Source organism: Nonomuraea sp. NPDC049758 (assembly GCF_040674635.1).
Taxonomy (GTDB): Bacteria; Actinomycetota; Actinomycetes; order Streptosporangiales; family Streptosporangiaceae; genus Nonomuraea.
On sequence record NZ_JBFAMZ010000002.1, the window covers coordinates 694,445 to 718,412 of the forward strand.

General features: G+C 71.4%; 25 protein-coding genes and 1 riboswitch. Of the genes, 9 read left to right on the forward strand and 16 right to left on the reverse strand.

Annotated elements, in window-relative coordinates:
* Window positions 1–50 precede the first annotated feature (50 nt).
* The 3 genes from pheA to AB0J46_RS07885 form a co-directional block, all read right to left on the reverse strand.
* Window positions 51–971, reverse strand: coding sequence for a prephenate dehydratase (gene pheA / locus AB0J46_RS07875; protein WP_364327915.1), 921 nt, complete (start codon window positions 969–971; stop codon window positions 51–53).
* 73 nt (window positions 972–1,044) lie between these two features.
* On the reverse strand, window positions 1,045–1,467 hold the full coding sequence (locus AB0J46_RS07880; RefSeq protein WP_364327918.1) for a DUF4446 family protein: 423 nt from the start codon (window positions 1,465–1,467) through the stop codon (window positions 1,045–1,047).
* Between the two features lie 22 nt (window positions 1,468–1,489).
* Window positions 1,490–2,680, reverse strand: a complete 1,191-nt coding sequence (locus tag AB0J46_RS07885; RefSeq protein WP_364327921.1) for a glycosyltransferase 87 family protein — start codon at window positions 2,678–2,680, stop codon at window positions 1,490–1,492.
* A 210-nt stretch (window positions 2,681–2,890) separates the two neighbouring features.
* Between AB0J46_RS07885 and AB0J46_RS07890 the strand changes: the two genes are divergently transcribed.
* Window positions 2,891–5,242: a hypothetical protein gene (locus tag AB0J46_RS07890; protein WP_364327924.1), complete on the forward strand. Its 2,352-nt coding sequence runs from the start codon at window positions 2,891–2,893 to the stop codon at window positions 5,240–5,242.
* Here AB0J46_RS07890 and mptB read toward each other — a convergent pair.
* The 3 genes from mptB to AB0J46_RS07905 all read right to left on the reverse strand — a co-directional run bounded on the left by mptB (window position 5,127) and on the right by AB0J46_RS07905 (window position 7,941).
* Window positions 5,127–6,653, reverse strand: a complete 1,527-nt coding sequence (mptB, locus tag AB0J46_RS07895; protein ID WP_364327927.1) for a polyprenol phosphomannose-dependent alpha 1,6 mannosyltransferase MptB — start codon at window positions 6,651–6,653, stop codon at window positions 5,127–5,129. The two genes, AB0J46_RS07890 and mptB, sit on opposite strands and share 116 nt — an antisense overlap.
* Window positions 6,654–6,865: 212 nt before the next feature.
* Window positions 6,866–7,597 carry a glycosyltransferase gene (locus AB0J46_RS07900; RefSeq protein ID WP_364327930.1) on the reverse strand — a complete coding sequence of 244 codons (732 nt, stop codon included), beginning with the start codon at window positions 7,595–7,597 and terminating at the stop codon, window positions 6,866–6,868.
* The gene (locus AB0J46_RS07905; RefSeq protein WP_352318253.1) at window positions 7,594–7,941 is read right to left on the reverse strand and encodes an STAS domain-containing protein; all 348 of its coding nucleotides are present in this window, start codon (window positions 7,939–7,941) and stop codon (window positions 7,594–7,596) included. The genes AB0J46_RS07900 and AB0J46_RS07905 overlap by 4 nt, the downstream gene beginning before the upstream one ends.
* A 160-nt stretch (window positions 7,942–8,101) precedes the next feature.
* Here AB0J46_RS07905 and AB0J46_RS07910 point away from each other — a divergent pair, with 160 nt between their 5' ends.
* On the forward strand, window positions 8,102–8,527 hold the full coding sequence (locus AB0J46_RS07910; protein WP_352318255.1) for a hypothetical protein: 426 nt from the start codon (window positions 8,102–8,104) through the stop codon (window positions 8,525–8,527).
* 83 nt (window positions 8,528–8,610) lie between these two features.
* Here the strand turns inward: AB0J46_RS07910 and AB0J46_RS07915 are convergent, their stop codons facing one another.
* Together AB0J46_RS07915 and AB0J46_RS07920 are read right to left on the reverse strand one after the other, a co-directional pair.
* Window positions 8,611–9,735 carry a HAMP domain-containing sensor histidine kinase gene (locus AB0J46_RS07915; protein WP_364327934.1) on the reverse strand — a complete coding sequence of 375 codons (1,125 nt, stop codon included), beginning with the start codon at window positions 9,733–9,735 and terminating at the stop codon, window positions 8,611–8,613.
* A complete protein-coding gene (locus tag AB0J46_RS07920) occupies window positions 9,732–10,430 on the reverse strand; it encodes a response regulator transcription factor (protein WP_364327937.1) in 699 nt (232 codons plus the stop codon). Before AB0J46_RS07920 ends, AB0J46_RS07915 begins: the two co-directional genes overlap by 4 nt.
* A 106-nt stretch (window positions 10,431–10,536) precedes the next feature.
* On the opposite strand from AB0J46_RS07920, the gene AB0J46_RS07925 reads away from it, so the two are divergent.
* From AB0J46_RS07925 to AB0J46_RS07935, 3 genes are all read left to right on the forward strand, one after another.
* Window positions 10,537–10,710 (forward strand): hypothetical protein, encoded by a 174-nt coding sequence (locus AB0J46_RS07925; protein ID WP_352363275.1) that lies wholly within the window; start codon window positions 10,537–10,539, stop codon window positions 10,708–10,710.
* On the forward strand, window positions 10,707–10,907 hold the full coding sequence (locus AB0J46_RS07930; protein ID WP_352318263.1) for a DUF6412 domain-containing protein: 201 nt from the start codon (window positions 10,707–10,709) through the stop codon (window positions 10,905–10,907). Before AB0J46_RS07925 ends, AB0J46_RS07930 begins: the two co-directional genes overlap by 4 nt.
* A gap of 75 nt (window positions 10,908–10,982) precedes the next feature.
* Complete coding sequence (locus AB0J46_RS07935; protein ID WP_364327941.1) at window positions 10,983–11,624, forward strand: YidC/Oxa1 family membrane protein insertase; 642 nt, start codon at window positions 10,983–10,985, stop codon at window positions 11,622–11,624.
* Here AB0J46_RS07935 and AB0J46_RS07940 read toward each other — a convergent pair.
* A complete protein-coding gene (locus AB0J46_RS07940; protein WP_352363279.1) occupies window positions 11,621–12,046 on the reverse strand; it encodes an ATP-binding protein in 426 nt (141 codons plus the stop codon). The genes AB0J46_RS07935 and AB0J46_RS07940 overlap by 4 nt on opposite strands.
* Before the next feature lie 151 nt (window positions 12,047–12,197).
* Window positions 12,198–14,066, reverse strand: coding sequence for a PAS domain-containing sensor histidine kinase (locus AB0J46_RS07945; protein WP_364327946.1), 1,869 nt, complete (start codon window positions 14,064–14,066; stop codon window positions 12,198–12,200).
* Between the two features lie 95 nt (window positions 14,067–14,161).
* Between AB0J46_RS07945 and AB0J46_RS07950 the strand changes: the two genes are divergently transcribed.
* Window positions 14,162–14,734 carry a methylated-DNA--[protein]-cysteine S-methyltransferase gene (locus tag AB0J46_RS07950; protein ID WP_364327949.1) on the forward strand — a complete coding sequence of 191 codons (573 nt, stop codon included), beginning with the start codon at window positions 14,162–14,164 and terminating at the stop codon, window positions 14,732–14,734.
* Here AB0J46_RS07950 and AB0J46_RS07955 read toward each other — a convergent pair.
* The 4 genes from AB0J46_RS07955 to AB0J46_RS07970 all read right to left on the reverse strand — a co-directional run bounded on the left by AB0J46_RS07955 (window position 14,720) and on the right by AB0J46_RS07970 (window position 18,084).
* Window positions 14,720–16,057: a cytosine permease gene (locus tag AB0J46_RS07955; RefSeq protein WP_364327952.1), complete on the reverse strand. Its 1,338-nt coding sequence runs from the start codon at window positions 16,055–16,057 to the stop codon at window positions 14,720–14,722. The two genes, AB0J46_RS07950 and AB0J46_RS07955, sit on opposite strands and share 15 nt — an antisense overlap.
* Window positions 16,048–16,161, reverse strand: a riboswitch (TPP riboswitch). (Overlaps the previous gene by 10 nt.)
* A 51-nt stretch (window positions 16,162–16,212) precedes the next feature.
* Window positions 16,213–16,536, reverse strand: coding sequence for a rhodanese-like domain-containing protein (locus tag AB0J46_RS07960; RefSeq protein WP_352318274.1), 324 nt, complete (start codon window positions 16,534–16,536; stop codon window positions 16,213–16,215).
* Between the two features lie 26 nt (window positions 16,537–16,562).
* Window positions 16,563–17,441 carry a DNA-formamidopyrimidine glycosylase family protein gene (locus AB0J46_RS07965; RefSeq protein WP_364327956.1) on the reverse strand — a complete coding sequence of 293 codons (879 nt, stop codon included), beginning with the start codon at window positions 17,439–17,441 and terminating at the stop codon, window positions 16,563–16,565.
* A 37-nt stretch (window positions 17,442–17,478) separates the two neighbouring features.
* Window positions 17,479–18,084: a TenA family protein gene (locus AB0J46_RS07970; protein ID WP_364327959.1), complete on the reverse strand. Its 606-nt coding sequence runs from the start codon at window positions 18,082–18,084 to the stop codon at window positions 17,479–17,481.
* A gap of 23 nt (window positions 18,085–18,107) precedes the next feature.
* On the opposite strand from AB0J46_RS07970, the gene AB0J46_RS07975 reads away from it, so the two are divergent.
* Entirely contained in the window at window positions 18,108–18,758 is a 651-nt protein-coding gene (locus AB0J46_RS07975; protein WP_364327962.1) for a GPP34 family phosphoprotein, read from the forward strand.
* Window positions 18,759–18,797: 39 nt separating this feature from the next.
* Here the strand turns inward: AB0J46_RS07975 and AB0J46_RS07980 are convergent, their stop codons facing one another.
* Window positions 18,798–20,060 carry an LCP family protein gene (locus AB0J46_RS07980; RefSeq protein WP_364327965.1) on the reverse strand — a complete coding sequence of 421 codons (1,263 nt, stop codon included), beginning with the start codon at window positions 20,058–20,060 and terminating at the stop codon, window positions 18,798–18,800.
* Window positions 20,061–20,304: 244 nt separating this feature from the next.
* Here AB0J46_RS07980 and AB0J46_RS07985 point away from each other — a divergent pair, with 244 nt between their 5' ends.
* Both AB0J46_RS07985 and AB0J46_RS07990 read left to right on the forward strand, forming a co-directional pair.
* Entirely contained in the window at window positions 20,305–21,651 is a 1,347-nt protein-coding gene (locus AB0J46_RS07985; RefSeq protein ID WP_358290998.1) for a hemolysin family protein, read from the forward strand.
* Window positions 21,648–22,694, forward strand: a complete 1,047-nt coding sequence (locus AB0J46_RS07990) for a hemolysin family protein (RefSeq protein WP_364327969.1) — start codon at window positions 21,648–21,650, stop codon at window positions 22,692–22,694. Before AB0J46_RS07985 ends, AB0J46_RS07990 begins: the two co-directional genes overlap by 4 nt.
* Here the strand turns inward: AB0J46_RS07990 and pdhA are convergent.
* On the reverse strand, window positions 22,664–23,731 hold the full coding sequence (gene pdhA, locus AB0J46_RS07995; RefSeq protein WP_364327972.1) for a pyruvate dehydrogenase (acetyl-transferring) E1 component subunit alpha: 1,068 nt from the start codon (window positions 23,729–23,731) through the stop codon (window positions 22,664–22,666). The genes AB0J46_RS07990 and pdhA overlap by 31 nt on opposite strands.
* Between the last annotated feature and the right edge of the window lie 237 nt (window positions 23,732–23,968).

The following is a 23,968-nucleotide window of genomic DNA, read 5'->3' on the forward strand; positions in this document are numbered from 1 at the left end:
ACCCGCGTCAACACCTCAGAGCGGTCAGGCCCGCGTGCACGCCCCAGGGGTCAGAGCCGGCCGGATCTGATGCGGGCCAGCCAGTCGGCGGCCTCGGCGAACTGGGTGTCTGCCGTGCCCCTCTTGATCTGCGGCGCGACCCCGTCGGCGCGGGGATAGCTGCCGAGGAAGCGCACTTCGCCGCAGATGCGGTGGAGCCCGGCGACGGCCTCGCCCACCCGCGCGTCGGCGATGTGCCCCTCGAAGTCGAAGTGGAAGAAATAGCGCCCGATGCCGTCGCCCGTCGGCCGGGACTCGATGCGGGTCAGGTTGACCCCGCGCACGGAGAACTCGGTCAGCATCTCCAGCAGTGCGCCCGGGTGGTCGTCGGCCAGGAAGACGACCAGCGTGGTGCGGTCGGAGCCGGTCGCCTCCGGCAGCGGCCCCGGACGGCTCACCTTGACGAACCTGGTCACCGTGTCGGACCGGTCGCCGATGTCGCCGGCCAGCGCGACCAGCCCGTAGTGCTCGCCGGCGATGCGCGCGGCGATGGCCGCGTCGTACGGCGAGCCGGGCAGCGAGACCTCCTGGGCCGCGGCGGCCGTGGAAGGCGCGGCGACCACCACGGCGTCGGGCAGCTCGCGGGCGATGAAGGCGCGGCACTGCGTGATGGCCGCGGGATGGGTGTAGACCCGCTTGATGTGCGCGATCTCGGCGTCAGGCCTGGCCAGCAGCGAGAACTGGACCGGCAGCAGCAGCTCGGCCGTGATCGTCAACGGCTCGCCCCAGGCGAACTCGTCGAGCGTCGTGGTGATCGCACCCTCGATGGAGTTCTCCAGCGGCACGACGGCGCCGTCGGCGTCACCGGAACGGGCGGCGTTGAGCGCCGCGCTCACCGTGGCGCAGGGCAGGCGCTCGGCGGCGGGGTCAAGGAGCCTCAGGGCCTCTTCGGTGAAGGTCCCTTCCGGTCCGAGATAGGCGAGTCTGGGCATGCATCCAGAGTATCCGCAGGTGGTCGCAGCACGCCGCCCTTTCGCCGACCGCGTACGGCACCCTTACGGACACTCAGCGTGATCCCTTGAGGGCCCGCGGCGGGACCAGCGGCCCCAGCCCGAGCCGGGCCGCCCGCACCGCCTGCTCCTCCTCCGGCGACAGCGGCTGCTGCCCCTTCCCGCCCACCACCGGACGCACGTACGTGCGCGTCTCGCTGGTGCCGTTGATCGAGGTCAGCACGATGCCGTCGCCGAGCCCGTTGATCATGGCGACCGAGAACGAGAGCCTGCCGCTCATCTCGGCGAGCGCGTCGTAACGGCACACGGCCACGTCCCTGATCGCCTTGAGGTCGCCGGCGCCCTCGCTGGTCTGCCTGGCCACCCTGCGCAGACAGTCGTCGACGGCGGCCCTGGCCTGTCTGAGGCCCATGTAGCCGATGAACACGCCACTCACCCCGGCCACGAGGCCCACGACTACCCAAGCGGTAACGAGCACGCCACAGAGGGTAATACTTCGGTCAAGCCAGTTGCCGCCGTTTGGGCAACCAGGACGCCAGCAGCCAGACCAGAACCAGCGCCCCGAGCCCGAACCCGTCCTGCACGATCTTCCCGAGCACCAGGCTCACCCCCGGGATCCCGGCGGCGATCAGCGAGACCCCCCACCAGGGCACGGGCACCACGTAGAACAGCCAGACCCCCGCGGCCACCCGCAGCCTGACCGGATCGCGCCCGTCGCCGACGATCGCCCCGAGCGCCACGACCACCCAGGCCAGATGGTGGATCCAGGCGACCGGCGAGAGCAGCACCGCCATCAGCGACGTCAGCGCCACCGCCGTCAGCTCGTCCTTCGCCTGGTACGCCGCCCGCGCCGCACGGAACCCGTACCAGGCCACGGCCGCCACGATCACGGCCCAGATCGCGAACGTCAGCGACTCCGGCATGTACAGCCGCAGCAACATGCCCCGGATGGACTGGTTCGTCGTGGCGGTGTTCGCCCCCAGCCGCTCCGGATCGAGCAGCGCCGAGAACCAGAAGGCGGACGCGTCCTGCGGGATCACCACGAACGGCAGCACCGTCAGCACGGCCGCCACGAACGCCGCCATGAAGAACGTCCGCCACTGCCTGGTGACCAGGAAGTAGATCAGGAAGACGCCGGGAGTCAGCTTGACGGCCGTGGCCAGCCCGACCAGGAACCCCCGGGGCAGCCAGGGCCGCCGCGCCAGGCAGTCCACCAGGCACAGGGCGACCAGCAGGATGTCCACCTGCCCGAACCGCACCTGGTCCCGGATCGGCATCAGGTACGTGCAGGCCACCATGAGCAGCCCGAACACCCACGGCACGTAGGCCCGCAGCGCCTGGCGGAAGGCGAACCAGACGGTGACGGCCAGCGCCGCGAAGATGCCGGCCGTCCACACCCATTGGGCGGTGCCCCAGGACATCTCGGCCAGTGCCACGGCCAGCATCGCCGCGATGGGCGGATAGGTGAACGGCAGCAGCTGCGGCGCCGGGGTGAAAAAGTCGTACACCGGACGGCCGTCGAGCAGCATCTGGCCGCCGGTACGGTAGACGTCGAGGTCGACGAGCCGCTGGTCGTCCGGGTTGGTCAGCCACGTGTGCACGAGAGGCGCGGCCGCCGCCGCGACGACGAGCGCCACCACCACCCACGCCCACCACTGCCGCCGGATCACTCGCACCTCGCCTCTTGTCACGATGTGGCACGTTACCGTGGCTGTTGATCGAGGGCGCAGACACTGGGGGTTCCGTACATGCCTTACGCCACGCTCGGGGGCGAGCACCAAGCGCCTCGCACACGCCCCGCGGCGAGCCCCCACCCCAAGCCCCTGCGGCGCCTCGGCGTCTCCATGCCCGTGCGGCATCTCCGTACAGCGGCGCCTCGGGCGCGGCGCCATCTCGTCACGGTGCTCCTCGGCCTCCTGCTCGCCACCCTCCTCCTCCCCGGCACAGCCGCCGCCGCCCAGGGGAGCGCCGCGGTGGCCTCGGGCAACGGCGTCCCGGGGCAAGGCGGGCCGGCAGGGCGGCGGGTCGTCGTGGTCGGCGTCCCCGGTCTCCAGTGGAGTGACTTCAGCGAGTCGGGCACGCCCACCCTGTGGAAGCTCGTCGCCCAGGGCAGCTCGGCGTCACTGTCCACCCGCGCCGTCCCGCCCAAGGACCGTGGCGTCACCTGCCCCATGGCGGGCTGGCTGACTGTCTCCGCCGGTCAGCGCGCCGGCACCCCCGGACAGGGCTGCCCCGCCGCGACGCCTCCTCAGCCCGCCGGAGAGGGCGCCACCGTCCCCGGGTGGCGGGAGCTGGTGGCCTTCCAGGCCGACACCGGCTACGCGGCCCAGATCGGCACGCTCGGCCAGTTGGTGGCGGACGGCGGGGGCAAGGTGGCGGCGATCGGCCCCGGCGCCGCACTCGCCGCCGCCGACAAGACCGGAAAAATCACCAAATACGCCCCCACCCTCGACGCCCTGAACGACCTGACCCCCTACAACCTGATCGTCTTCGAAGCCGCCGACCTCACCACCGCCTGGGCCCGCGGCCCCCTCGACGATCACGGAATCCCGGTCTCGCTCCCGGCCGCCGAACGGCAAGCCGCCGCAACCAGGGCAGACCAGCAGATCGCCGCCCTGATCGGCAAAGTGCCCCAGAACACCACCGTCCTGCTCGCCGGCATCTCCGACCTCAGCCCGAACGCCCACCTGCACGCGGCCATCGCCACGGGACCGTCACCGACCGGGCAGCCGTATCCGCAGGGTGGCTCTCTCACCGCCTCCTCCACCCGCCAGGACGGCCTGGTCACCATCACCGACCTCACCGCCACCGCCATCCAGCTCCTGGGCCTGACCGCCCCTCGCGACGTGGTCGGCCGCGCCTGGCAGCCCGACGGCAACGCCCCCGCGCCGGCCGCCGCCACGGTGACCCGACTGGCCGACGGCGACCTGGCCAGCCAGGTGCTCCGGGACGTACGCGGGCCCTTCTTCACCGTCCTGGTGAGCGTCCAGCTGCTCTTCTACGCCCTGGCCGCCCTGGCGCTGCGCCGCCGCCGCTCCTCCCGCGCCCGGCAGACCCTGCCCGCGCCCGACGCCGCCGGCCCGTCGGCCGCCGACCGCACGCCCCCGGCGACCGCCGCCGTGACGGGCGCTCCCGAGGCGAACGGCCACCCCACCCCCGCTGCGGGCGGCGACCCGGCCGACGCCTCGAAGCTGCTGGCCGCCATCCAGGTGGTGGCGACCGTCAGCGGCGCCATCGCCGTGTCCACGTTCCTGGCCCAGCTCGTGCCGTGGTGGAGCCTGCCGATGCCGATGGTCTCGGTGATCGTGACGATCCTGGCCATCGCCGCCCTGATCACCGGCCTCGCGTTCGCCGGTCCGTGGCGTGCGCACGTGCTCGGCCCGCTCACCGTGGTCGCGGCCGTCACCTCGCTCGCCCTCCTCATCGACGTGATGACCGGCTCGGCCCTCCAGGTCAACGCCGTGACCGGCTACGAACCCGTCACCGGAGGACGTTTCTACGGCTTCAGCAACATCGCCTTCGCCGTCTACGCGACCGGCACGGTTCTCGGCCTGGCCGGGGTGGCGCATTGGCTGCTCGGCAGGGGCGTCGCCAGGACGGTGGTCGTGGCGCTGTGCGGCCTGTACGGCGCCTTCGCCGTCTTCGCGGACGGTTCGCCCTCGTGGGGCGCGGACTTCGGCGGTGTCCCGGCGTTCGTGATCGGGGTGGCGGTCTTCCTCATCCTGCTGTCCGGCAGGCGGGTGTCGGTGGTGAAACTCCTGCTCGTGGGGGTGGGTGCGGTCGCGCTGATCGCCGCCATCTCGGTCTTCGACTGGATGCGACCGGCCGACAGGCGCACGCACCTCGGCGCGTTCGTGCAGCAGATCATCGACGGCCAGGCCTGGACCGTCGTCGGACGCAAGTTCGGGGCCATGATCGGGGTGAGCGTGGGCAACTGGCCGCTGACCCTGCTCTCGGTGGTCGCGCTGGCGTTCCTGTTCCTGGTGCTGGCCCGTCCGTCGCGATGGGGGGCCTCGGCGCTGGGTCAGGCGTACGCGCTGGCCCCGCCGCTCAGGGCCGGCCTGTTCGGGACGCTCACCTGCGCCTTCATCGGCTTCCTGATGAACGACTCGGGCATCGCCATCCCGGCCATGGCGCTCACGGTGGCGGTGCCGCTGACGCTCGCGGCCTGCGTACGGGCCCTCCAGCTCGCCACGCCCACACCACCAGCAGAACGGTCAGCGCCAGCAGCGCCCACGCGATCTGAGGCCTGAGGACGCCACTGAGCCATTCGACGCCCGACGGCTGCCCGTCGACCCGGGCGGGCAGGTAGGCCAGGGACAGGACCAGCAGGTGGGCGACCATGAACCCGTCGACGGCCGAGGCTCCGACCAGGGCGAGCATGCCGAACGCCAGCCCGTCGTACCAGGGCAGGATGTACGGCGTGGCGAACAGGTAGGCCACGACGAGCGCCGCCGCCACGACCGGCGCCTCCAGCCCTCCGGAGGCCCCCTCGCGGAAGGCGGACCGCCGGGACGCCAGCCGCAGCAACGACCAGGCGACGAGCGCGAGCACCACCAGCGCGCCCACCTGGATCTCGCCCCGGTACGCGCGCCCGGTGCCCACCAGGGCCCAGAGCCACCCCTGCACCAGCTTCCAGAACGAGGCGTGCGAGATCGCCTTGCTGGTGGTCGTCACCGGTGTGATCGCCTCGGGCCCGACGACCGCGTAGCCGACGACCACCACGGCCAGCGCGCCGGCCGCCATGACGGCGAGCCGCCCCGGACGACGGCGCAGCTCCCACGCGGGCCCCAGCGCCACCAGCCCCGCGTTGAGCTTCGTCGCCACCCCGAGCCCGAGCAGCACCCCGGACGCGGCCGGACGTGCCCTGGCCAGCAGCGCGGCCACCATGCAGGCGATGGCCAGGGTGTCGGCGTGCATGCCCGCGACCAGGTGGTAGAGCAGGAGCGGGTTGACCGCCCACAACAGCGCGGCCCGCAGCCGCCGGGCGGGGTCGTCCCTGGTGAAGCGGTCGATCAGCAGGGCCGTGACGACGAAGGCGGCGGCGTTGAACACCGCCAGCACGAAGATGGTCAACCGGAGCGAGTCGCCGCCGATCCAGCTCGCCAGCGCCTGCAGAGCGGTGGCGACGGGCCCGTAGACGCTGGGCTCCTCGCGCCACGGCCGCTCGACCGCGTCGGCGATGGGATCGCCCGGCAGGTCGACGGCACCGTGCGTGTAGGGGTTGAGCCCCAGCGTGACCATCCGGCCGTACACGGCGTAGTTGAGATGGTCGCCGGAGCCCGAGGGAGGCAGGAACGCGAGCACCCCCGCGGCGAGACAACCGAGCAGCACCAACGGCCGGACCCGCAGCCCGGGACGCGGCCCGGCGGCCAGCGCCGCCAGCAGCCCGGCCCCGCCGATGAGCAGAGCCGCCGCGGCCAGGACGAGCACCGCATAAGGATCAGGACGGGCATCCAGCCAGTACGGCGGCTGCCACGCCGGCCCGCCCAGCGCGGGAACCATGGGAGAGGGCCCGAGCAGCCCGATCGTGATCGTCAGGAGCACCGAGACCGCGATCATCACCAGCCCGGGAACCGCGAGCCGCGCTCGAACGGCGTCGACGAGCCGCTCCGGCCGAGGCGCCGCGGCTCGCCCACCGGCCGCGGAGGCCCGGGCGAACACCGGCCGCCCACCCCACGCGACGACCCCGCCCCCGCCCGCCGGGAACCGGCGCCGGTCGGCGGCAGACCACGGAAGCCGCAGCGATGCCACCCGGAAGGGTGGGGCTTGTGCCTGTTTGCGGCGTCTCTCCGAAGTCACCCGCAAATTCCAGCACACTCGTCACGGCCCCAGCCCCAGATCATCCACGCCTGTGGATAACCCGGAGCACGAAATCACCGCTTAGGAAGGAGTTTGCCGAGATTTTCGACGACCACCGGCTCCCGGCTCGCCAGAGCCAGGGCGACGTCCCGCAACTGCCGGGCGCGGTGCAGCTGGGCCCGCCAGTCGTTGCCGGTGGCCCGGTGGGACATCTCCACCTCGACCTCGACCACCCTGAACCCCTTGCGCAGCAGGTCGATGGTGAGCGCCGTCTCCACGCCGAACCCGTGCGCCAGCGGCCGGGCGGCCTCGAAGGCGGCTCGGGTCAGGCAACGCTGGCCGTTGAGCGGCTGGGCGGCCTCGAAGCCGGTGGCGCGGCGGATGCCGTCTTTGGACACGCGCACGACTAACCCATGGCCGCCGAGCTTCACCCGCGTGCCGAACAGCGCGATCGTCATGTCGGCCTTGCCCTCGCGCACGGGCTCCACCAGCGGCGCCGCGGCGCTCGCCGTGTCACCCAGGTCGGCGTCGAGGAAGAGCAGGTGGCGAGGGGTACGGTCCTCGTCGAGGAGGCGTACGGCCTCCGCGCCCGTCTCCATGGCCGCGGCCTTGCCGCGGTTGCGGCTGTGGCGGACCACCCGCGCGCCCGCCGCCCGCGCCACCTTGCCGGTGCGGTCGCGCGAGCCGTCGTCGACGACCACGACGAGATCGACGCCCGGCAGGCCGGCCGCCGCGGCGACGGTGGCGGCGATGCGGTCGCCCTCGTTCACCGCGGGAATGACGACGGCCGTGTCAGCCTGCGTCATGATCCCTCGGTGATGAGGAACTCCTGCGGCAGCTCGTCATGCACGGTGAACACCGAGACGAGCCCCGTCACCTGCAGGATCTTGCGGACGGCCGGACGCGGCGCGGCCACCTCCAGCACACCTCCCCGCTCTTTCATGCGCTTGAGCGCCGAGAGCAGCACGTTCATCCCCGTGGAGTCGCAGAAATCCACGGCGGACATGTCGATGACCACCCGGCTGGGCTCGTCCTGCAGCAGCCGAGTGAACTCGGCCTGCAGGTGAGGCGCCGTATAGAGGTCGATTTCTCCGGTGATGGCAACGAGTGCGCACCCGGCATGTGATCGAGTCGAGACCTTGAGCTCCACATGGGCAGGCTAGCGGCGCGGAGGCTTCCGGTCACGTTGTCACGCCGAGAGGGGAACGACAGGTTTTTGTCCTCCGTTTGGGCTCCATCAAAACGGAGAGTACGCGAAGCTTGACAGCGTGACACCGGAACCGGCAACGCTTCACGGAGAAGGAGGGGCTGTGGCCCGCCCCATGGGCCTCGTATCGATGAATGCAGAGAAACCTGAAGATCCACAGCGTCAGGGGCTCCGGGAACGTCTGGAGACCATCCTCATCCGCACAGAAAAGGCCACGTCATGGCATGACGAAGCAGCGCGCCTGCGCGGTCTGCTGAACCACGAGGGCTACGTCCCGATCCGCACCAGGCTGGCGAGCGAAGACCTCGACTTCCTGGCCGGCTCCCGCGCCGACCTGCTCAGGTTCGCCGAGCTCGGGCTGCGGCTGCTCGACCTGCACCAGCCGCGCGACGCGGGTGGCATCACGAGCGACACCGCCAACCCGATCCTGCGGTGCCGGAGCTGCATGTGGCGCTGGCCCTGCCCGACGTTCCGGGCGATGTCGGAGTCGTTCGGGCAACGCGACACCGCGCTCCCCGAACCCGCCTGACCCGGGCGCCCTGACCCGGGCGACCCACGATCGAGGAAGCGAGACCACAGCGGAAGATCGAGGCAGGACACCGTGCGGGAACGTCAACTTCCGGACACCAGGGGCAACCGGATCTCGAACCGGCACCCCGGTCCTTCGTTGACCACCCCGATCATCCCATCATGCGCCTCGACGATCCCCTGGGCGATCGCCAGCCCGAGCCCGGCGCCGCCGTCGGCGGTGGGCGTACGCGCGGCCTCCCCCCGGAACGCCACCTCGAACACCCGAGGCAGATCCTCCTCGGGAATCCCCCCGCAACCGTCGGCCACCGAGAGGCAGGCCATCCCCTGCTCGTCCACCCCGGCCCGCAGCACCACCGCCCGTTCCGAGGGCGTGTGCCGGATGGCGTTGACGACCAGGTTCCGCAGGGCCCGGCCCAGCGCCGCCGCGTCGGCCTCCACGGGCACGGCCCCCGCCGCCTCCGCCGTGAGCACCACCCCTTTGGCCCTGGCCAGCGGCTCGACCCCGGCCAGCGTGTCCGCGACGAGGTCGGCGAGCCCGATCCTGGCCCGCGAGAGCCGCAACGCGCCCGCGTGGATGCGCGACAGCTCGAACAGGTCGTCCACCATGGCCGAGAGCCGTTCGACCTCCAGCTTGATCTGGCCGTGGTAGCGCGCGACCGTCTCGTGGTCGGCCACCACCCCGTCCTCCAGGGCCTCGGCCATGGCCCGCAGGCCGGCGAGCGGCGTGCGCAGGTCGTGGCTCACCCAGGCGACCAGTTCCCGGCGCGCGCCTTCGAGCGCGCGTTCCCGCGCGTACGCCTCCTCAAGGGTGCTCGCGATCTCCTGGAGCTCGGCCGGCAAGCCCAGCGGCGCCCTGAACGGCACGTCGCGCACGGCCGCCACCAGCCGCCTGCTCTCCCCCACCACCCGCCTGGCCAGCACGAACGCGACCCCGAGCCCCACCAGGCCGCCCACCGCGACCACGCTGAGCACGAAGTCCTTGACCGCCCCCTCGATGATCATCTTCATCGTGATGGCGACCACGCCCGCCAGCGTCGCCGCCACGGCGACCACCACCACGACGGCCAGCATCACGCCGATCGACCTGGTCCGCAGCCGTCCCATGGCCCATACGCCGGCGGCGGCGACCAGCAGCCCCAGCCCCGCCGAGACGGCCACGACCATGGGCAGCTCGCTCACCGACACCATGGGATCGGGAGGCGTCACCCCGCGCTCTCCATCGGCTCGTACCGGTAGCCGACACCCCAGACCGTGACGATCCGCCGCGGCTCGGTCGGGTCCGCCTCGACCTTCTCCCGCAGCCGCCGCACGTGCACGGTCACGGTCGAGGAGTCGCCGAACGACCACCCCCACACCTGGTCGAGCAGCGCCGACCGGCTGAACGCCTGCCGCGGGTTGCGCATGAGGTAGGCCAGCAGGTCGAACTCCCTGGCCGTCAGCATCACCTGCGCGCCGCCGAGCCGCACCTCGTGGGCGCCGACGTCCACGACGAGGTCGCCGTCGCGCAGGACCCCGGTGCCGGCCGTGACGGACGCCCCCCGCGCCCGGCGCAGCACCGACTGCACGCGCAACGCCAGCTCCCGGGGGCTGAACGGCTTCGTCACGTAGTCGTCGGCCCCGGTCTCCAGGCCCACCACCCGGTCGATCTCCTCGCCGAGCGCGGTCAGCATGATCACCGGGACCGGCCACCGCTCCCTGAGCTTCCTGCACACCTGGAGCCCGTCGATCCTGGGCAGCATCAGGTCGAGCACCATGAGGTCGGGCGGGTCGGCCAGGGCCCTGCGCAGCGCCTCGGCGCCGTCGCCCACGCACTCCACCTCGTGCCCGTCGCGCTCCAGATAGCGCGCCACGACCTCGGACACGGTCGGATCGTCGTCGACCACCAGGATGCGGGTGTTCACCGTCTCACCGTACGGCTGAGCCCCACGTGGCGGACATGGTGGCGGACATGGACGTCACAGGTTCGTAAGCCTCGCGGATCATGCTCGGAGGACGTACGGTGGCCTCATGAGTAGAGTCGTGATGCTCGTTTTAGGGACCCTTCTCGGTCTCTTCGTGCTGTTCAACTTCCTCCTGCCGTTGCTGGCAGGTCTGTTCAAGCTCGTCCTGATCGTCGGGGTCGTCGCCCTGATCGTCTTCATCGCGGTCACCGTCGTCGGTAAGTCCCGTTCGTCGCAGTGACGTCGCTTCTGTTCGATCCGTGGCTGGTGGGGATCACCATGATGGCGATCCTCCTGCTGGCCACGTGGGCGGCCACGTTGCCGCCCGTCCTCGGCGGTGAGTCTCCCGGCTTCCCGCTGACCTACGCGCGCCGCACGGCCTTCCAGCGGCTGCGTGATCCCGACGCGGCCGGACGCCCGCGTCCACGAGCGCCTTAGGCGAGCCCCGCTTCCGTCAAAGCGGGGCTCATCGTCATGTGTGAGCCCTGATCCGTCGTCATGTCTGAAGGGCTCATGATCGATTCACTTGTCACGTTCGTCATCGGCGTGTCCGGCGGCCACGCCGCGCTCGCCATCGTGCTGTTCACCCTCGCCGTACGCCTGGTCCTGCTGCCGCTCAACGTCCGGCAGGCGCGGGCCGGCCAGGTCCGGCAGCGGCTCGCGCCGAAGCTGCAGGAGCTGCGCGAGCGCCACGGGCGCGATCCGGAGCGGCTGTCCAAGGAGCTGACCGCTCTGTACGCCCGGGAGGGCACGTCGCCGTTCGCGGGGATCTTGCCGATGCTGGCGCAATTGCCGTTCCTGTGGCTGATGTTCAGGGTGGCCACGCACCCGACGGCACTGGCCGGTCACACTCTGTTCGGGGCGCCGCTGGGCCAGCAGCTCGCGGGTGTGGTGGCCAATTTCGGTCTGATCAGTTGGCCGGTTTCGGTCTTTGTCATCGTGATCGCGGGGCTCGTGCTGCTGGCATGGCTGTCGGCCCGCTCGATCAAGGTGTCGGAGGAGCAGCCGGAGTTGCTGCGCAAGGTCATGCCGCTGTTGCCGTACGGCTCCGCGCTGGCCGTGCTCGTGCTCCCCCTGGCGGCCGGCCTGTACCTTCTGGTCTCCACGGCGTGGGCCGTCACCGAACGGGCCGTACTGGCGGCCAGGACCGCCTAACCGGCCTCCTTCAGGGCCGCGACCTGCCCGTTCACCGCCGCCCCGTTGGGTGCGGGCAGGATGGCCCACACCGTCGTCGTGTCACCGTCGTGACGTACCCCCCAGCTCTCAGCCACGTATTCGACGATCCCCAGCCCCCGGCCCCCGAGCGAAGACAGGGTCGGGCGGCCCGCCCGCGGCTCCGTCGCCGCACCCCCGTCGCTGACCGCCACCTCTATGTGATCGTCGCTACGCATCCAGGCGACCCTCACCATGCCTGAAGGCAGCGGATGCGCGTGCCGCAGCGCGTTGCTCAGCAACTCGCTCACCACCAGCACCGCATCGTCGATCGCGGCGGTGTAGACCCCACAATCCTGCAGGTCAGTGCTCAGACGCTGGCGGGCGACGGCGACGCTGGACGGCGCGTACGGCAGCAGCACCACGCTTGACACACCCACCTCCCCGTTCCCTGTGCCCCCCGCGGGAACACTCCCCGGTACGACCGAAATGCCCCGTTAGCCAATCGCAGAAACCGCATCTCGATCACAGCTTGTACACATTGGACGATAGATCAGCTCAACTGTGACCACCTCGTTACCGCATCGGTGTGTCGGATCGGATAGGGGAAGCGCGCCTCAGGATCAACCGCATCCTCGTACCCCCTCCGGGCCTCGGTTGAGCACTCACTTCTCCCCCCTGTGCCCTGGCCAGACTGCGCACGATGTAGAGGCCCAGCCCCACTCCACCAAAGCGTCTCCGGTCCCCGCTGTCCACCTGGACGAAGCGCTCAAAGATCCGTTCGCGGTCAGGCGGTGGGATTCCGACCCCCTCGTCATCCACCACTACGACCACGCCGTCGTCTTCGGGCCAGGCTTCAACACAGATCAATCCACCCATTGGGGAATATTTAAACGCGTTCTCCAGCAATTGCCCCAAAACGATGTCGGTTGCCAGGGCGTCACCCAGCACCTTCGGCAATTCGTCCGGGATGCGCACTTCGACGCGGTGGCGGTCGGACAACACGGGGAGGCCGAGCGTGGCCGCGTGGATCCGGGCCGCGAGGTCGAACGCCTCGATCCGCACGGCCAGCTCGTCCGCGCCCGCCCTGGCCCCCAGCAGCAGGTGGTCCATGAGCTGGCCCAGCGATCCGGCCCGCTCGGCGATCGTGTGCACGGCCGAGCGGCGTTCCGCGTCGCTCATCTTGTCCCAGCGCGCGTCGAGCGTGCCGGCGAACCCGCGCACGATCGTGATCGGCGTGCGCAGCTCGTGGCTGGTGGTGGCCAGGAAGAGGTCCTTGGCCTCCTCCAGCTCCTTGGCCTGGGTGACGTCGCGGAAGTCGATGACGATCTCGCCGGTCTCCTCGATGCGCGCGCTCACCACGTCCAGCCAGCGCCCGTTCTCCATCTGGAACGTGAGCTTCTCGCCGGGGCTGGGCAGCGGGAACGGCGGCGGGCCGCCGATCACCGCGTCGGCCGGGAAGGCGGTCAGCTCGGCCGCGGCGGGGTTCCAGCGCACGACCCGGCCGGCGTCGTCCAGCACGGCGATGCCGTCGGCGCTGGCGTCGAACACGGCCCGCTCGTGCGCCCGCTGCCGCACCGCCTCCTGGTAGGCCACCGCGTTGCCGACCGCGATGCCGGCGTGCCCGGCCAGCAGTTCGAGCAGCTCCAGCTCCAGGTGGCCGGGGGCGGGCCCGGCGAACAGCGCGTAAAGGGCCCCGTAGGGGCGGCCGCCGACCGCGGCCAGGCCGAGCGCGATCGTGTGCAGCCCGTTGAGCCTGGCCCACACCAGGTCGCCGAGCCCCTGGGACTCCAGCATGACGGTCTTGCCCGTCCGTAAGAGCTTGTCCACCAGGCTCGTCCGCAGGCCGGTGGTGGTGCCCCTGAGCGTCTCCGGCAGCCGGTACGTGCTGACCAGCCGCAGCCGCTCGCCCTCGATCAGCACGAACCCGCCCGCGTCCGCGCCCGTCAGCTCGGTGAGGCTGGCCGAGATGCGGTCGAGCACGGCCGGCAGCTCCCGCTCGGAGTTGATGTCGCCGACCACGTCGGTGAGCCGGCGCACCAGCCTGGCCCGGCGTTCCATGCGCAGCCCGGCGACCTCGTCGGCCCGCGCGGGATGGTGGGCCAGGACGTAGCCGACCACGGAGTTGCCCATGCGCAGGGCGTTGATGTCCACCCGCAGGTCGAGCGGCCTGCCGTCCTTGTGGACGCGCTTGGTGCGCAGCGACACCTGGCCCCCGGTGCGGACGCGCTCCAGCACCGCGTTGTGCTCGGCGGCCAGCTCGTCGGGGACGATCGGCGCCCGGCGACCCAGCATCTCGGCCGCCGTCCAGCCGAACAAGTGCTCGGCCGCCGCGTTCCAGACCAGCACGCTCTGGTCGCGGTCGAGCGCCACCACGGCGTTGGGGGACCCGGCGAGCACGGCGCGAGCGATCTCCTCGTCACTGCCGACCCATGCGTATCCCACACCTCCATAGTGCACGTGGCGTGGTGGGTCTGACGGGCGATCCGTCCGATACGCTGCGCTCACGAAGATTCCGGTGGCTGAAACGGGTGAGAGGCATGTCGAGCAGCGACCTCGATGCCCTGCTGAGAGTGACCTCCAGCACCTACAAGGGAGAGGGGCCCCCGGGCATCGCGTTCGGCACCTACGACGGCGCGGTGGGCAGGCTGGTGCTCGCGGTGACCGGCAAGGGCATCGCGGCCTGCAGTTTCGAGGCCGAGAACACCGTGTTCGAGCGGGTGGCCAAGGAGGTCGGCACGTTCATCGGGCCCGACGCCCGCCGCCTCGACCCGGTGCGCCGGGAGCTCGACGCGTACTTCTCCGGCCGGCTGCGCACCTTCGCCACGCCGGTCGACCTCGCGCTGGCCACGCCGTTCGCCCGTACCGTGCTGCAGAAGACCATGGCGGTGCCGTACGGCACGACCACGACGTACGAGGAGATCGGCGCGAGCATCGGACGGCCGCGCGCCCTTCGCGCGGTCGGCAACGCGATCGGCGCCAACCCGGTGTGCGTGATCGTGCCCTGCCATCGGGTGGTCCGTGAGGACGGCGAGCTCGGCGACTACGCCGGAGGCGTGGCCGCCAAGCAGCACCTGCTCAACGTCGAACGCCGGGTCTCAGCGGGCCGCTGAGCGGCGCCGGCCGAGCACGCCGATGAGCAGCGTCACCAGGGCCGCGACCAGCGCGCCGCCGAGCGCGCCGTTCATCCACGGCTCCCGCGTGAAGCCGACGGCGTCGCGGGCGGACGCCCAGAAGTCGTCCCAGCCGGCGACCGTGGGCGTCGAGGTGGTGAACCAGTAGGCGGCGAAGCCCAGCGCCCACGGCAGCAGCATCAGCCAGCGCGAGGGCGCGTCCTCGGCGGTGTTCCAGCGGGCGGCGCCGCCGAGCACGAAGTAGTCGACGGCCAGCACCGCGAACATCGGCACGAACACCGCGCCGATCACCCCGAGGAACGCGCCGTAGGAGGTGACGTCCACGACCAGGGCGATCGCGGTGGTGAGCACGCCGATCGCGGTCGAGACGACCCGCCGGTCCACCTTCGGCATCAGGTTCTGCAGCGAGACGGTGGTGGAGTAGACGTTGGCGAAGGACTGGTCGGTCTCGCGCAGCACCAGGATGCCGAAGAACAGCGCGCCCAGCGGCGCCGCGACGAACGGCTGGAACACGACCATGCCGTCGGCCTGGACCGCCTGGGCGCCCGCGATGGCCACCGCGTACACGCCGAGGGCCAGGCAGGCCACCTGGGCGACGGTGTAGCCGCCGACGACGCCGGTGAAGGCGGCCCGGCTGGAACGCGAGTGCCTGGCGAAGTCGGCGGCCATCGGCACCCACGACACCGACAGGGCGATGACGTAGTCGACGGCCGGGGCGAAGGCCGTCCACGACCCGCCCGTGTACGTCGGCGCCTCGCCCAGGAACGACACGGTGAACCAGATCAGCGACACGATCACGCCGGCGGTCACGTACCGGCGCAGCAGCCTGATCGATCCGAGCGGCCAGACGGCGAGCGCGGTGGTCAGCACCCCCGCCACCACCACCCACACCTGGTACGGGACGCTCCCGAAGATCGCGTTCGCGGCCTTGGCGATCACCCAGAGCTCGAAGGCCCCCCAGCCGAGCATCTGCACGATGTTCAGCACGGACGGGACGTACGACATCTTCGCCCCGAACAGCCCGCGCAGCAGCACCATCGCCGGCCGCCCGGTCTGCGTGCCGGGGATGGCCGACAGGCCGACCATGGCCGTGCCGATGAGGCTGCCGACCACGGCGGCCGTGAGCGCGGCCACGAGGCTGAGCGGCGCGTTGGTCAGAGGATCGATCAGGACGAGCGCGCCGGAGAAGCCGAGGAGGCTGACACCGAGGTTGGCCCAGAGCGCGCCCTGGTCGAGGACGCCGAGGGTCTTGGGGGGCGCGCCGTCAAGGGTCAGCGGAACTTCGTCGACGACATGCGTCATCGCACACTCCCTACGCCGGCATTACCCGGACAGGTTCAGGCGGTCGGCAGCGGCTGTGTTGCTGCCCTCTCAGCCCGGCACCCCGAGCTCCCGCGACTATGCAGTTGGCGCCCTCATCATGCCTCAATGGCGGCGGAACCGCCACAGTGGGGCATTCAGGCCACGAAAGGATCCTGCCCGGTCTCGCTGACCATGGGACGGCGGGCGAACTCCCACGACTGCATGCCGCCGCCCACGTTGACGGCGTCGCGCCCGAGCTGGTTGAGCCACGCCGTGACCTGCATCGACCGGCCGCCGACCCGGCACACCACGTAGACGGTGCGGTCGGCGGGCACCTCCTCGACCCGGCCCTGGATCTGCGACATGGGGATGTGCACGGCCTCGGGGGCGTGGCCGGCCAGCCACTCGTCCTGCTCGCGGACGTCGAGCAGGTAGGCGTCGTCGGGAACGGCGGTCACGTCGATCTCTGGAACGGTCATGCCTCCATCATCCCGCGCCCGGGACCCTACTTGAGCAGGCGCGACATCCGCCGGTCGGCCAGCGGTTTGCCGCCCGTCTGGCAGGTCGGGCAGTACTGGAGCGCGGAGTCGGCGAAGGACACCTCGCGGATCGTGTCGCCGCACACGTCGCACGGCTGGCCGGCCCGGTTGTGCACGCGCAGCCCGGACTTCTTCTCCGCCTTGAGGTCCTTGGCGGCCAGCCCGTGCGCCCGTTCGACGGCGTCGCGCAACGTCGTCACGATGGCCTCGTGCAGGTCGGCGATCTGCGCGTCGGTCAGCGTCGCGGCGATCTTGAACGGCGACATCTTCGCCGCGTGCAGCACCTCGTCGGAGTAGGCGTTGCCGATGCCCGCGATCACCTTCTGGTCGCGCAGCAGCCCCTTGATCTGGGTGCGGTTGCCGCCCACGATGCGCTTGAGCGCCTCGACGGTGAAGGCGTCGTCGAGCGGGTCGGGGCCCAGGGCGGCGACGCCCGGCACGTCCTCCGGCTTGTCGGTGACGTAGACGGCGAGCCGTTTCTGCGTGCCGGCCTCGGTCAGCTCGAAGCCGGGGGCCAGGCCGTCGTCGTCCGGGGCCAGCCGTACGCGTACGGCCAGCGGCCCCTTGCCCGGCCGCACCGGCCGCGCGCCGGTCAGGTCGTCGCGCCAGCGCAGCCAGCCGGCGCGGGCCAGATGGATGATCAGGTGCAGGCCGTCGCAGTCGAGGTCGAGGAACTTGCCGTGCCTCGACACGTTCGTGACGGTGAGCCCGCCGAGCGCGGTGACCGGCGGGTCGAACGTCTTGAGCGCCTGGAAGCCGACGACGTCGACGCCGGCGATCGAACGGCCGACCGCCCGCTCGCGCAGGAAGTTGGTGAGCGACTCCACCTCGGGAAGTTCCGGCATGCCCCCAGGGTATGGCGCGCGCCGGGCCGGCACGCGACTACGGCACGTCCCAGAAGGCGAGCTCGTGTGCCATGCCCTCGGCGAACAGCGCCTCCGCCCGTACGGGGTCGGGGTCGGCCTCGTCGATCATCTGCCCGATCCGTACGGTCAGCGCCGCGAACGCCGGGTCGGCGTAGGTGTCCACCCAGGCCCGGTACCGCGGCTCGGCGGGCGGGTTCTCGGCAAGAATCTTCCCAAGACTCGAATATCCCCACATACACGGATAAAGCGCGGCCAACCCCTCCCCGTACGACCCCGCCGCCTCCAGCAGGAACGCCGTGTACGCCACACACGCCGGCCCCTTCACCGCATTGTCCAGATCGGCCCCGAACTCCGCCGACAACGACCGATGCAGCCGCAGTTCGTCGTGGTACGTCGCGTACGCCAGATTCACCAGGTCTCCCAGATGCCCGTCCGGCGCCTGCCAGGCCAGCCTGGAGAACACCCGCACATAGTCGAGCAGGTACAGGTAGTCCTGCTCCAGCCAGGACCGGAAGACCGGCTCCGGCAGGTCGCCGCGCCCGATGCCGGCCACCGTGGGATGGTCCAGCTGCGCCTGGAGCAAGGGCCGGCCGATCGCGTGAAGTCTTTCCGAAATGCTCATGCCTGGGAGGTTAGTGTCGGGACATGACCGTGACGATTGCCGAAGAACTCCTCCTCCTCGCCCACGACGAGGAAGCAGGCAAGCAGCTCATCGGGGGCGTCCAGCTCGACCCCGCGCTCGGCGGCGCGATCCTCGCCGAGCTGGCCGCCGCGGGCCGCGTCGAGCTGGCCGACGACAAGGTGACGGTGACGGACCCCACCCCGCTGGGCGACGCCGAGCTCGACGCCGCCCTCGCCCGCATGGCCGAGGACGGCAAGGCCAGGAAGCCCGCGTGGTGGGTGCAGCGGCTGCAGTCGGACAAGCTGCGCAGGCGCCTGCTCGCCAGGCTCGCCGAGGCGGGCGTGCTGGCCGAGGAGCGCGGCCGGGTCCTGGGCATCTTCCCGACCACGCGCTGGCCGGAGTCGGACCCCCAGGTGGAGGCCGACGTGCGCGAACGCGTCACGGCCGTCCTCGCGGGCGCCGACCCCGACGAGCGCACCGCCACGCTGATCGCGATCATGCACGCGGCGAAGCTCGACCGCAAAGCCTTCCCGGGCGCCGACCGCGAGCGCGTCAAGGAGATCGCCGAGGGCGAGTGGGCCGGCCAGGCGGTCGCCAAGACGATCACCGCCATCACCGCGGCCATCGCCGCCACCGCCTCCACCGCCGCGGTCGTCGCCGCCACCACGACCTGAGCCCGGGCCCTCCCGCGAGGCGCGCCTCGCGGGAGGGGGTCAACCGGCGTCCACGATCTCCTTCGGCACCGGCTTGTCGGCCTTCAGCGCGTCGAAGAGGGCCAGCGCCTTGAGCCGGTCCCACTTGACCGCCGCGCCGCCGCCGGCGACGATCTCGTTCCCGCCGAACGGCACCACCGTCGTGACCGGGCTGTCGCCCATCGCCAGCCCCAGCGAGAGCATGTCGAACGCGCCGGTGCCGGAGTCGACCTCGACCGCGTCCGTGGCGCTCATGGCCAGCGGGATCGAGGTGAACGGGTTGATCAGCACACCCGGGCTGGCGGCCTTCTTCACCACCGCGCCGAGGAACTGCCGCTGCCGCTTGGTGCGCTCGAAGTCCGGCAGCGCGCCGCCCTTGCGGGTGCGTACGTAGCCGAGGGCCTGGGCGCCGTTGAGCACCTGCTTGCCCTTCTTGAGCTTGAGCCCGGCCTTGGGGTCGTCGACGTCGGCCCGGACGTTGATCTCGACGCCGCCGATCGCGTCCACGATGTCCACGAAGCCGGCGAAGCCGATCTCCATGTAGTTGTCGACGTGCACGCCGGTGACCGTCTCGATCGTGCGGACCAGCAGCTTCGGCCCGCCGGACGCGTACGCCGCGTTGAGCTTGTCGCGCCCGCGCCCCGGAATCGTCACCGCCGAGTCGCGCGGAAGGCTGACCAGGGTGGGCTTGTCGCCGTTGTCGGAGATGTGCAGCAGCATCATCGAGTCGGTGCGCTGCCCGACCGCGCGCCCGGTGGCCAGCTTCTTGCGCTCGGCAGCGGTCAGGCCCTTGCGGCTGTCGGAGCCGACCAGCAGCCAGTTGGTGCCGGGCGTGTCGGCGGGCCGGCCCGGGTACTCGTCGAGCACCCCGTCGATGCCCGCCAGCCGGGAGTTGATCCAGAAGAACAGGCCCACGGACGCCACCAGGAGCAGCGCCACCAGGCCCGCGACGATCTTCAGGACGGTCCTGCCGCGCACCCGCGGCCCCCTGGGCCCGCGCGGCTCCTTCGGCGCGGGATCGCCCGCCGCCCTGAGCGGTTTGACCGGGCTGTTCCCGGCACGCTCGCGTCCGTAGACCTTGCCCGATCGGGGAGGCGGCGGAGGCGGCGGCGACTGCTGCTCGTCGGAGTAGGCGGGCAGCTTGGACGTGGCCGCGTTCGGCACGCCCGGCGGGACCCGGTGGGCGGGTGCGCCACCGGAGCGCTGCCCGTCGCCGGGCCTCGGTGGCAGCGGGCGGCCGTCGCCCGGCGAGCGCATGGCCCGCGTACGGTCGTCCTCAGACACTTCGCCTTCTTCCCTTCGGTATGCCATAGACGCTACGTCCAACCCCCTGGCAGTGAAGACATCTCACCAAGTTTCTCCCACGGACAAGTACACACAACTAGCGGAGAGTCACTGCGGAAACATAGACGCGGACTGCGTCGTTAGCGTTATGGACGACCTCTATCGAAGGGATGATCGTGTCCGCTCCGGACTCGTGGAGTCTTGGCCCGTGCCTCGGCACGGGTTCCTCTGAGGGCTCACCCCGGTGAGCGCCTATCTCGGCCTACTGGCCCTTTTCCTCCTCACCGCCGCCACCGGGTACTTCGTCGCCCAGGAGTTCGCCTTCGTCGCCGCCGACCGGGGCCTCCTGCGCGAGCAGGCCGCCGCCGGTGACACCCAGGCCGAAAAGGCGCTCCAGGTGACCTCCCGGCTCTCGTTCATGCTCTCGGGCGCCCAGCTCGGCATCACCGTCACGGCTCTGCTCGTCGGCTTCCTGGCCGAGCCGGCCATCTCCGTCCTGGTACGGCCCTGGCTCGACGGCACGGGCCTGCCCGACGCGGCGATCACGGGGCTGTCCGTGGCCGCCGGCGTGTTCGTGGCGACCGTGGTGCAGATGGTGCTCGGCGAGCTGGCGCCGAAGAACCTCGGCATCGCCAGGCCCGAGCCGGTGGCCAAGTTCCTGGCCGGGTCCACGCTGGTCTACCTGGCGGTCGTCGGGCCGGTGGTCAAGCTGTTCGACTCGGCCGCCACCGGGCTGCTCCGCCGCGTCGGCATCGAGCCGGTCGAGGAGGTCGAGCACGGGGCCACCCCCGAGGAGCTCTCCCGGATCATCGAGGAGTCGACCCAGGCGGGCGAGCTGCCCCCGAGGTTGTCGGAGCTGCTGGAGCGCGCCCTGGAGTTCGGCGACCACAGCGCCGAGGAGATCATGGTGCCGCGCCCCCGCGTGGTGGCGCTGCGCGACTCCCAGCCCATCTCCGACCTGGTGGAGGTCATGCGCGAACGCGGCCACTCCCGCTACCCCGTCGTCGGGGACGACGGCGACGTGGTGGGCGTGACGGGCGTGCGCGAGCTGCTGGAGTCCGGCCTGGACGAGGGCCTGGTCGGCAGCATCACCCGCCCCGCGCTGCTGGTGCCCGACTCGCTGCCGCTGCCGGCCGTCCTCGACCGGATGCGGGCGGCCAACGACGACATCGTCTGCGTCATCGACGAGTACGGCGGCCTGGCCGGCGTGCTCACCGTCGAGGACCTGGCCGAGGAGCTGGTCGGCGAGCTCGTCGACGAGAACGACCCCGAGCCGGCGGGCGCCGTCGAGCGGCCCGGCGGCGTCTGGGAGGTGCCCGGCTGGCTCAGGCTGGACGAGGTCGAGCGCGCGACCGGCGTCGCGCTGCCGGAGAGCGACGACTACGACACCCTCGCCGGCCTGGTGCTGGCCCGGCTGGGCCGGATGCCCGACCCCGGCGACATGGTGACCGTCCCGATCGAGGGGGTCGCCGACCCGTTCGCCGACGACGCGGCCGAGCACCTGGCCGAGCTGACCGTCATGTCGCTCAACCGCCGGGTGCCCGAATGGGTGCGGCTCGCGCCCGTGCAGCACGCGGAGGCGTCCCGATGACGATGATCCTGGTCAGCCTCGCGCTGCTGTTCTTCAACGCGCTGTTCGTGGCCGCCGAGTTCGCGTTCGTCTCCGCCAGGCGGCACCGCCTGGAGGAGATGGCCTCGGGCGGCAACCGCCTGGTCCGGGTCGCGGCCAAGTCGGCCGTGGGCGGCGGGCGTCAGCTCTCGCTCATGCTGGCCGGCGCGCAGCTCGGCATCACGCTGTGCACGCTGGGCCTCGGCCAGGTCACCGAGCCGGCCATCGAGCACTTCCTGGAGCCGGTCTTCGCCGCCGTCGGCGTGCCGGAGTCGCTGCGCATGCCGATCGCGCTGACGATCGCGCTGGCGCTGGTGACGTTCCTGCACATGGTGGTGGGCGAGATGGCCCCCAAGTCGTGGGCGCTGACGCACCCCGAGCGGGCGGCGCTGGTGCTGACGCTGCCGTTCCGCGGGTTCACGCAGCTCATGCGCCCGCTGCTGTCGTCGCTCAACGGGCTGACCAACCTGATCCTGCGCCTGTTCGGCGTGCAGCCGCGCGACGAGCTGGCCACCACCAGGACGCCCCGGCAGCTCGCCATGCTGGTGGGCGAGTCGGGCCGGATGGGCCTGCTCGACCGCGAGGAGCACGACCTGCTCACCCGCGCGCTGCGGCTGCAGGCCGAGGGCATCGAGCGTCTGATGGTGCCGATCGACCGGGCCGTGAAGGTGCCGCCGGCCGCCGGGTCGGCCCAGATCAGGGCCAGGGCGGCGGGCAGCGGCCACCTGCGGCTGCTGGTGGGCGGTCCGGCCGGCATCGAGGGCGTCCTGCACGCCCGTGACGCCCTCCTGCAGCCCGCGCGTACGGCCGGTGAGCTCGCCAGGCCGCTGCCGAGGCTCGCGTGCGTCACGCAGGTCCCCGAGGCCGTGACGGCCCTTCAGGAGGCCCGCGCGCACCTGGCGCTGGTCACCGGCCAGGGCGGCGCGGTCATCGGCATGGTGAGCCTCACGGACCTGCTGGGCGAGCTCCTGGACACCAAGGCCGCCTCGCGCGCCTACTCTCCGGCGGCGAACCCGTCGAGGTAGGCGGCGTGCTGCGCCCGCTCGGCCTCGACGAGCGGGTGCGGCTCGGCGTAGACGTGTTCGAAGATCGCCGAAGGGGCGGGGTCGGGCAGTTCGAGCAGCCGCCTGCGCAGCTCGGCCCCGATCTTGGCGGCGTCGGCCTCGACCTCGCGGAAGAAGTCGTCGCCGGTGCCGGCCGCGGTCAGGTACGCCCTGACCCGCTCGATGGGGTCGCGCCGCCGCCACGCCTCGACGTCGTCCTTGGCCCGGTAGCGGGTGGGGTCGTCGGAGGTGGTGTGCGCCCCCATCCGGTACGTGAACGCCTCGATGAGCGTGGGCCCCTGCCCCGACCGGGCGTCGGCCAGCGCCTTGCGCGTGACCGCGAGGCAGGCCAGCACGTCGTTCCCGTCGACCCGGACGCCGGGGAACCCGAAGCCCTCGGCCCGGCGGTACAGCGGGATCCGCGACTGGCGTTCCTGGGGCTCGGAGATGGCCCACTGGTTGTTCTGGCAGAAGAACACGATCGGCGCGTGGCAGGCGCCCGCGAAGACGAAGGCCTCGTTCACGTCGCCCTGTGAGGTGGCGCCGTCGCCGAAGTAGACGATGGTCGCCCCGGCCTTGTCGGTGCCGATGACGCCGTCGCGCTGCATGCCCATCGCGTAACCGGTGGCGTGCAGCGCCTGCGTCCCGATGACGATCGTGTACAGGAAGAAGTTGTGCCGGGACGGGTCCCAGCCGCCGTGGTTGACGCCGCGCCACATGGCGACCACGTCGAGGGGGTCCATCCCCCGGCAGTAGGCGACCCCGTGCTCCCGGTAGGAGGGGAAGACGGCGTCCAGATCCCCGACGGCGCGCCCGGAGCCGACCTGGGCGGCCTCCTGCCCGAGCAGGGACGTCCACAGCCCCAGCTCCCCCTGACGGGCGAGCGCGACGGCCTCGGAGTCGATCCGCCGGACGGTCACGAGATCCCGATAAAGGTCCCGGATCTCATCATCCGAGACGACCAGCGGATATTCCGGATGCTCCACGCGCTCACCGGAGGGCGTGAGCAGCTGAACCATCGAGTCATCCATGTGCGGCAACCCCCTGAACAGAAACCCACCGGCCACAGTTTGCCGTAGCCCTCAGGATCACCCGAACCCGCCCACCAATCCAATGTGACCTAAATCACGCAAGCCACCAGAAAGTTCGCTGCAAGCCGGCTGACCTAAAGTCCAAGAGCCACGTCACAAGAAAGAAATCCCAGAACCCTTGCGCAGCAAGACCCGGTACGAAACGGTGGGCCAGACCCACGAACA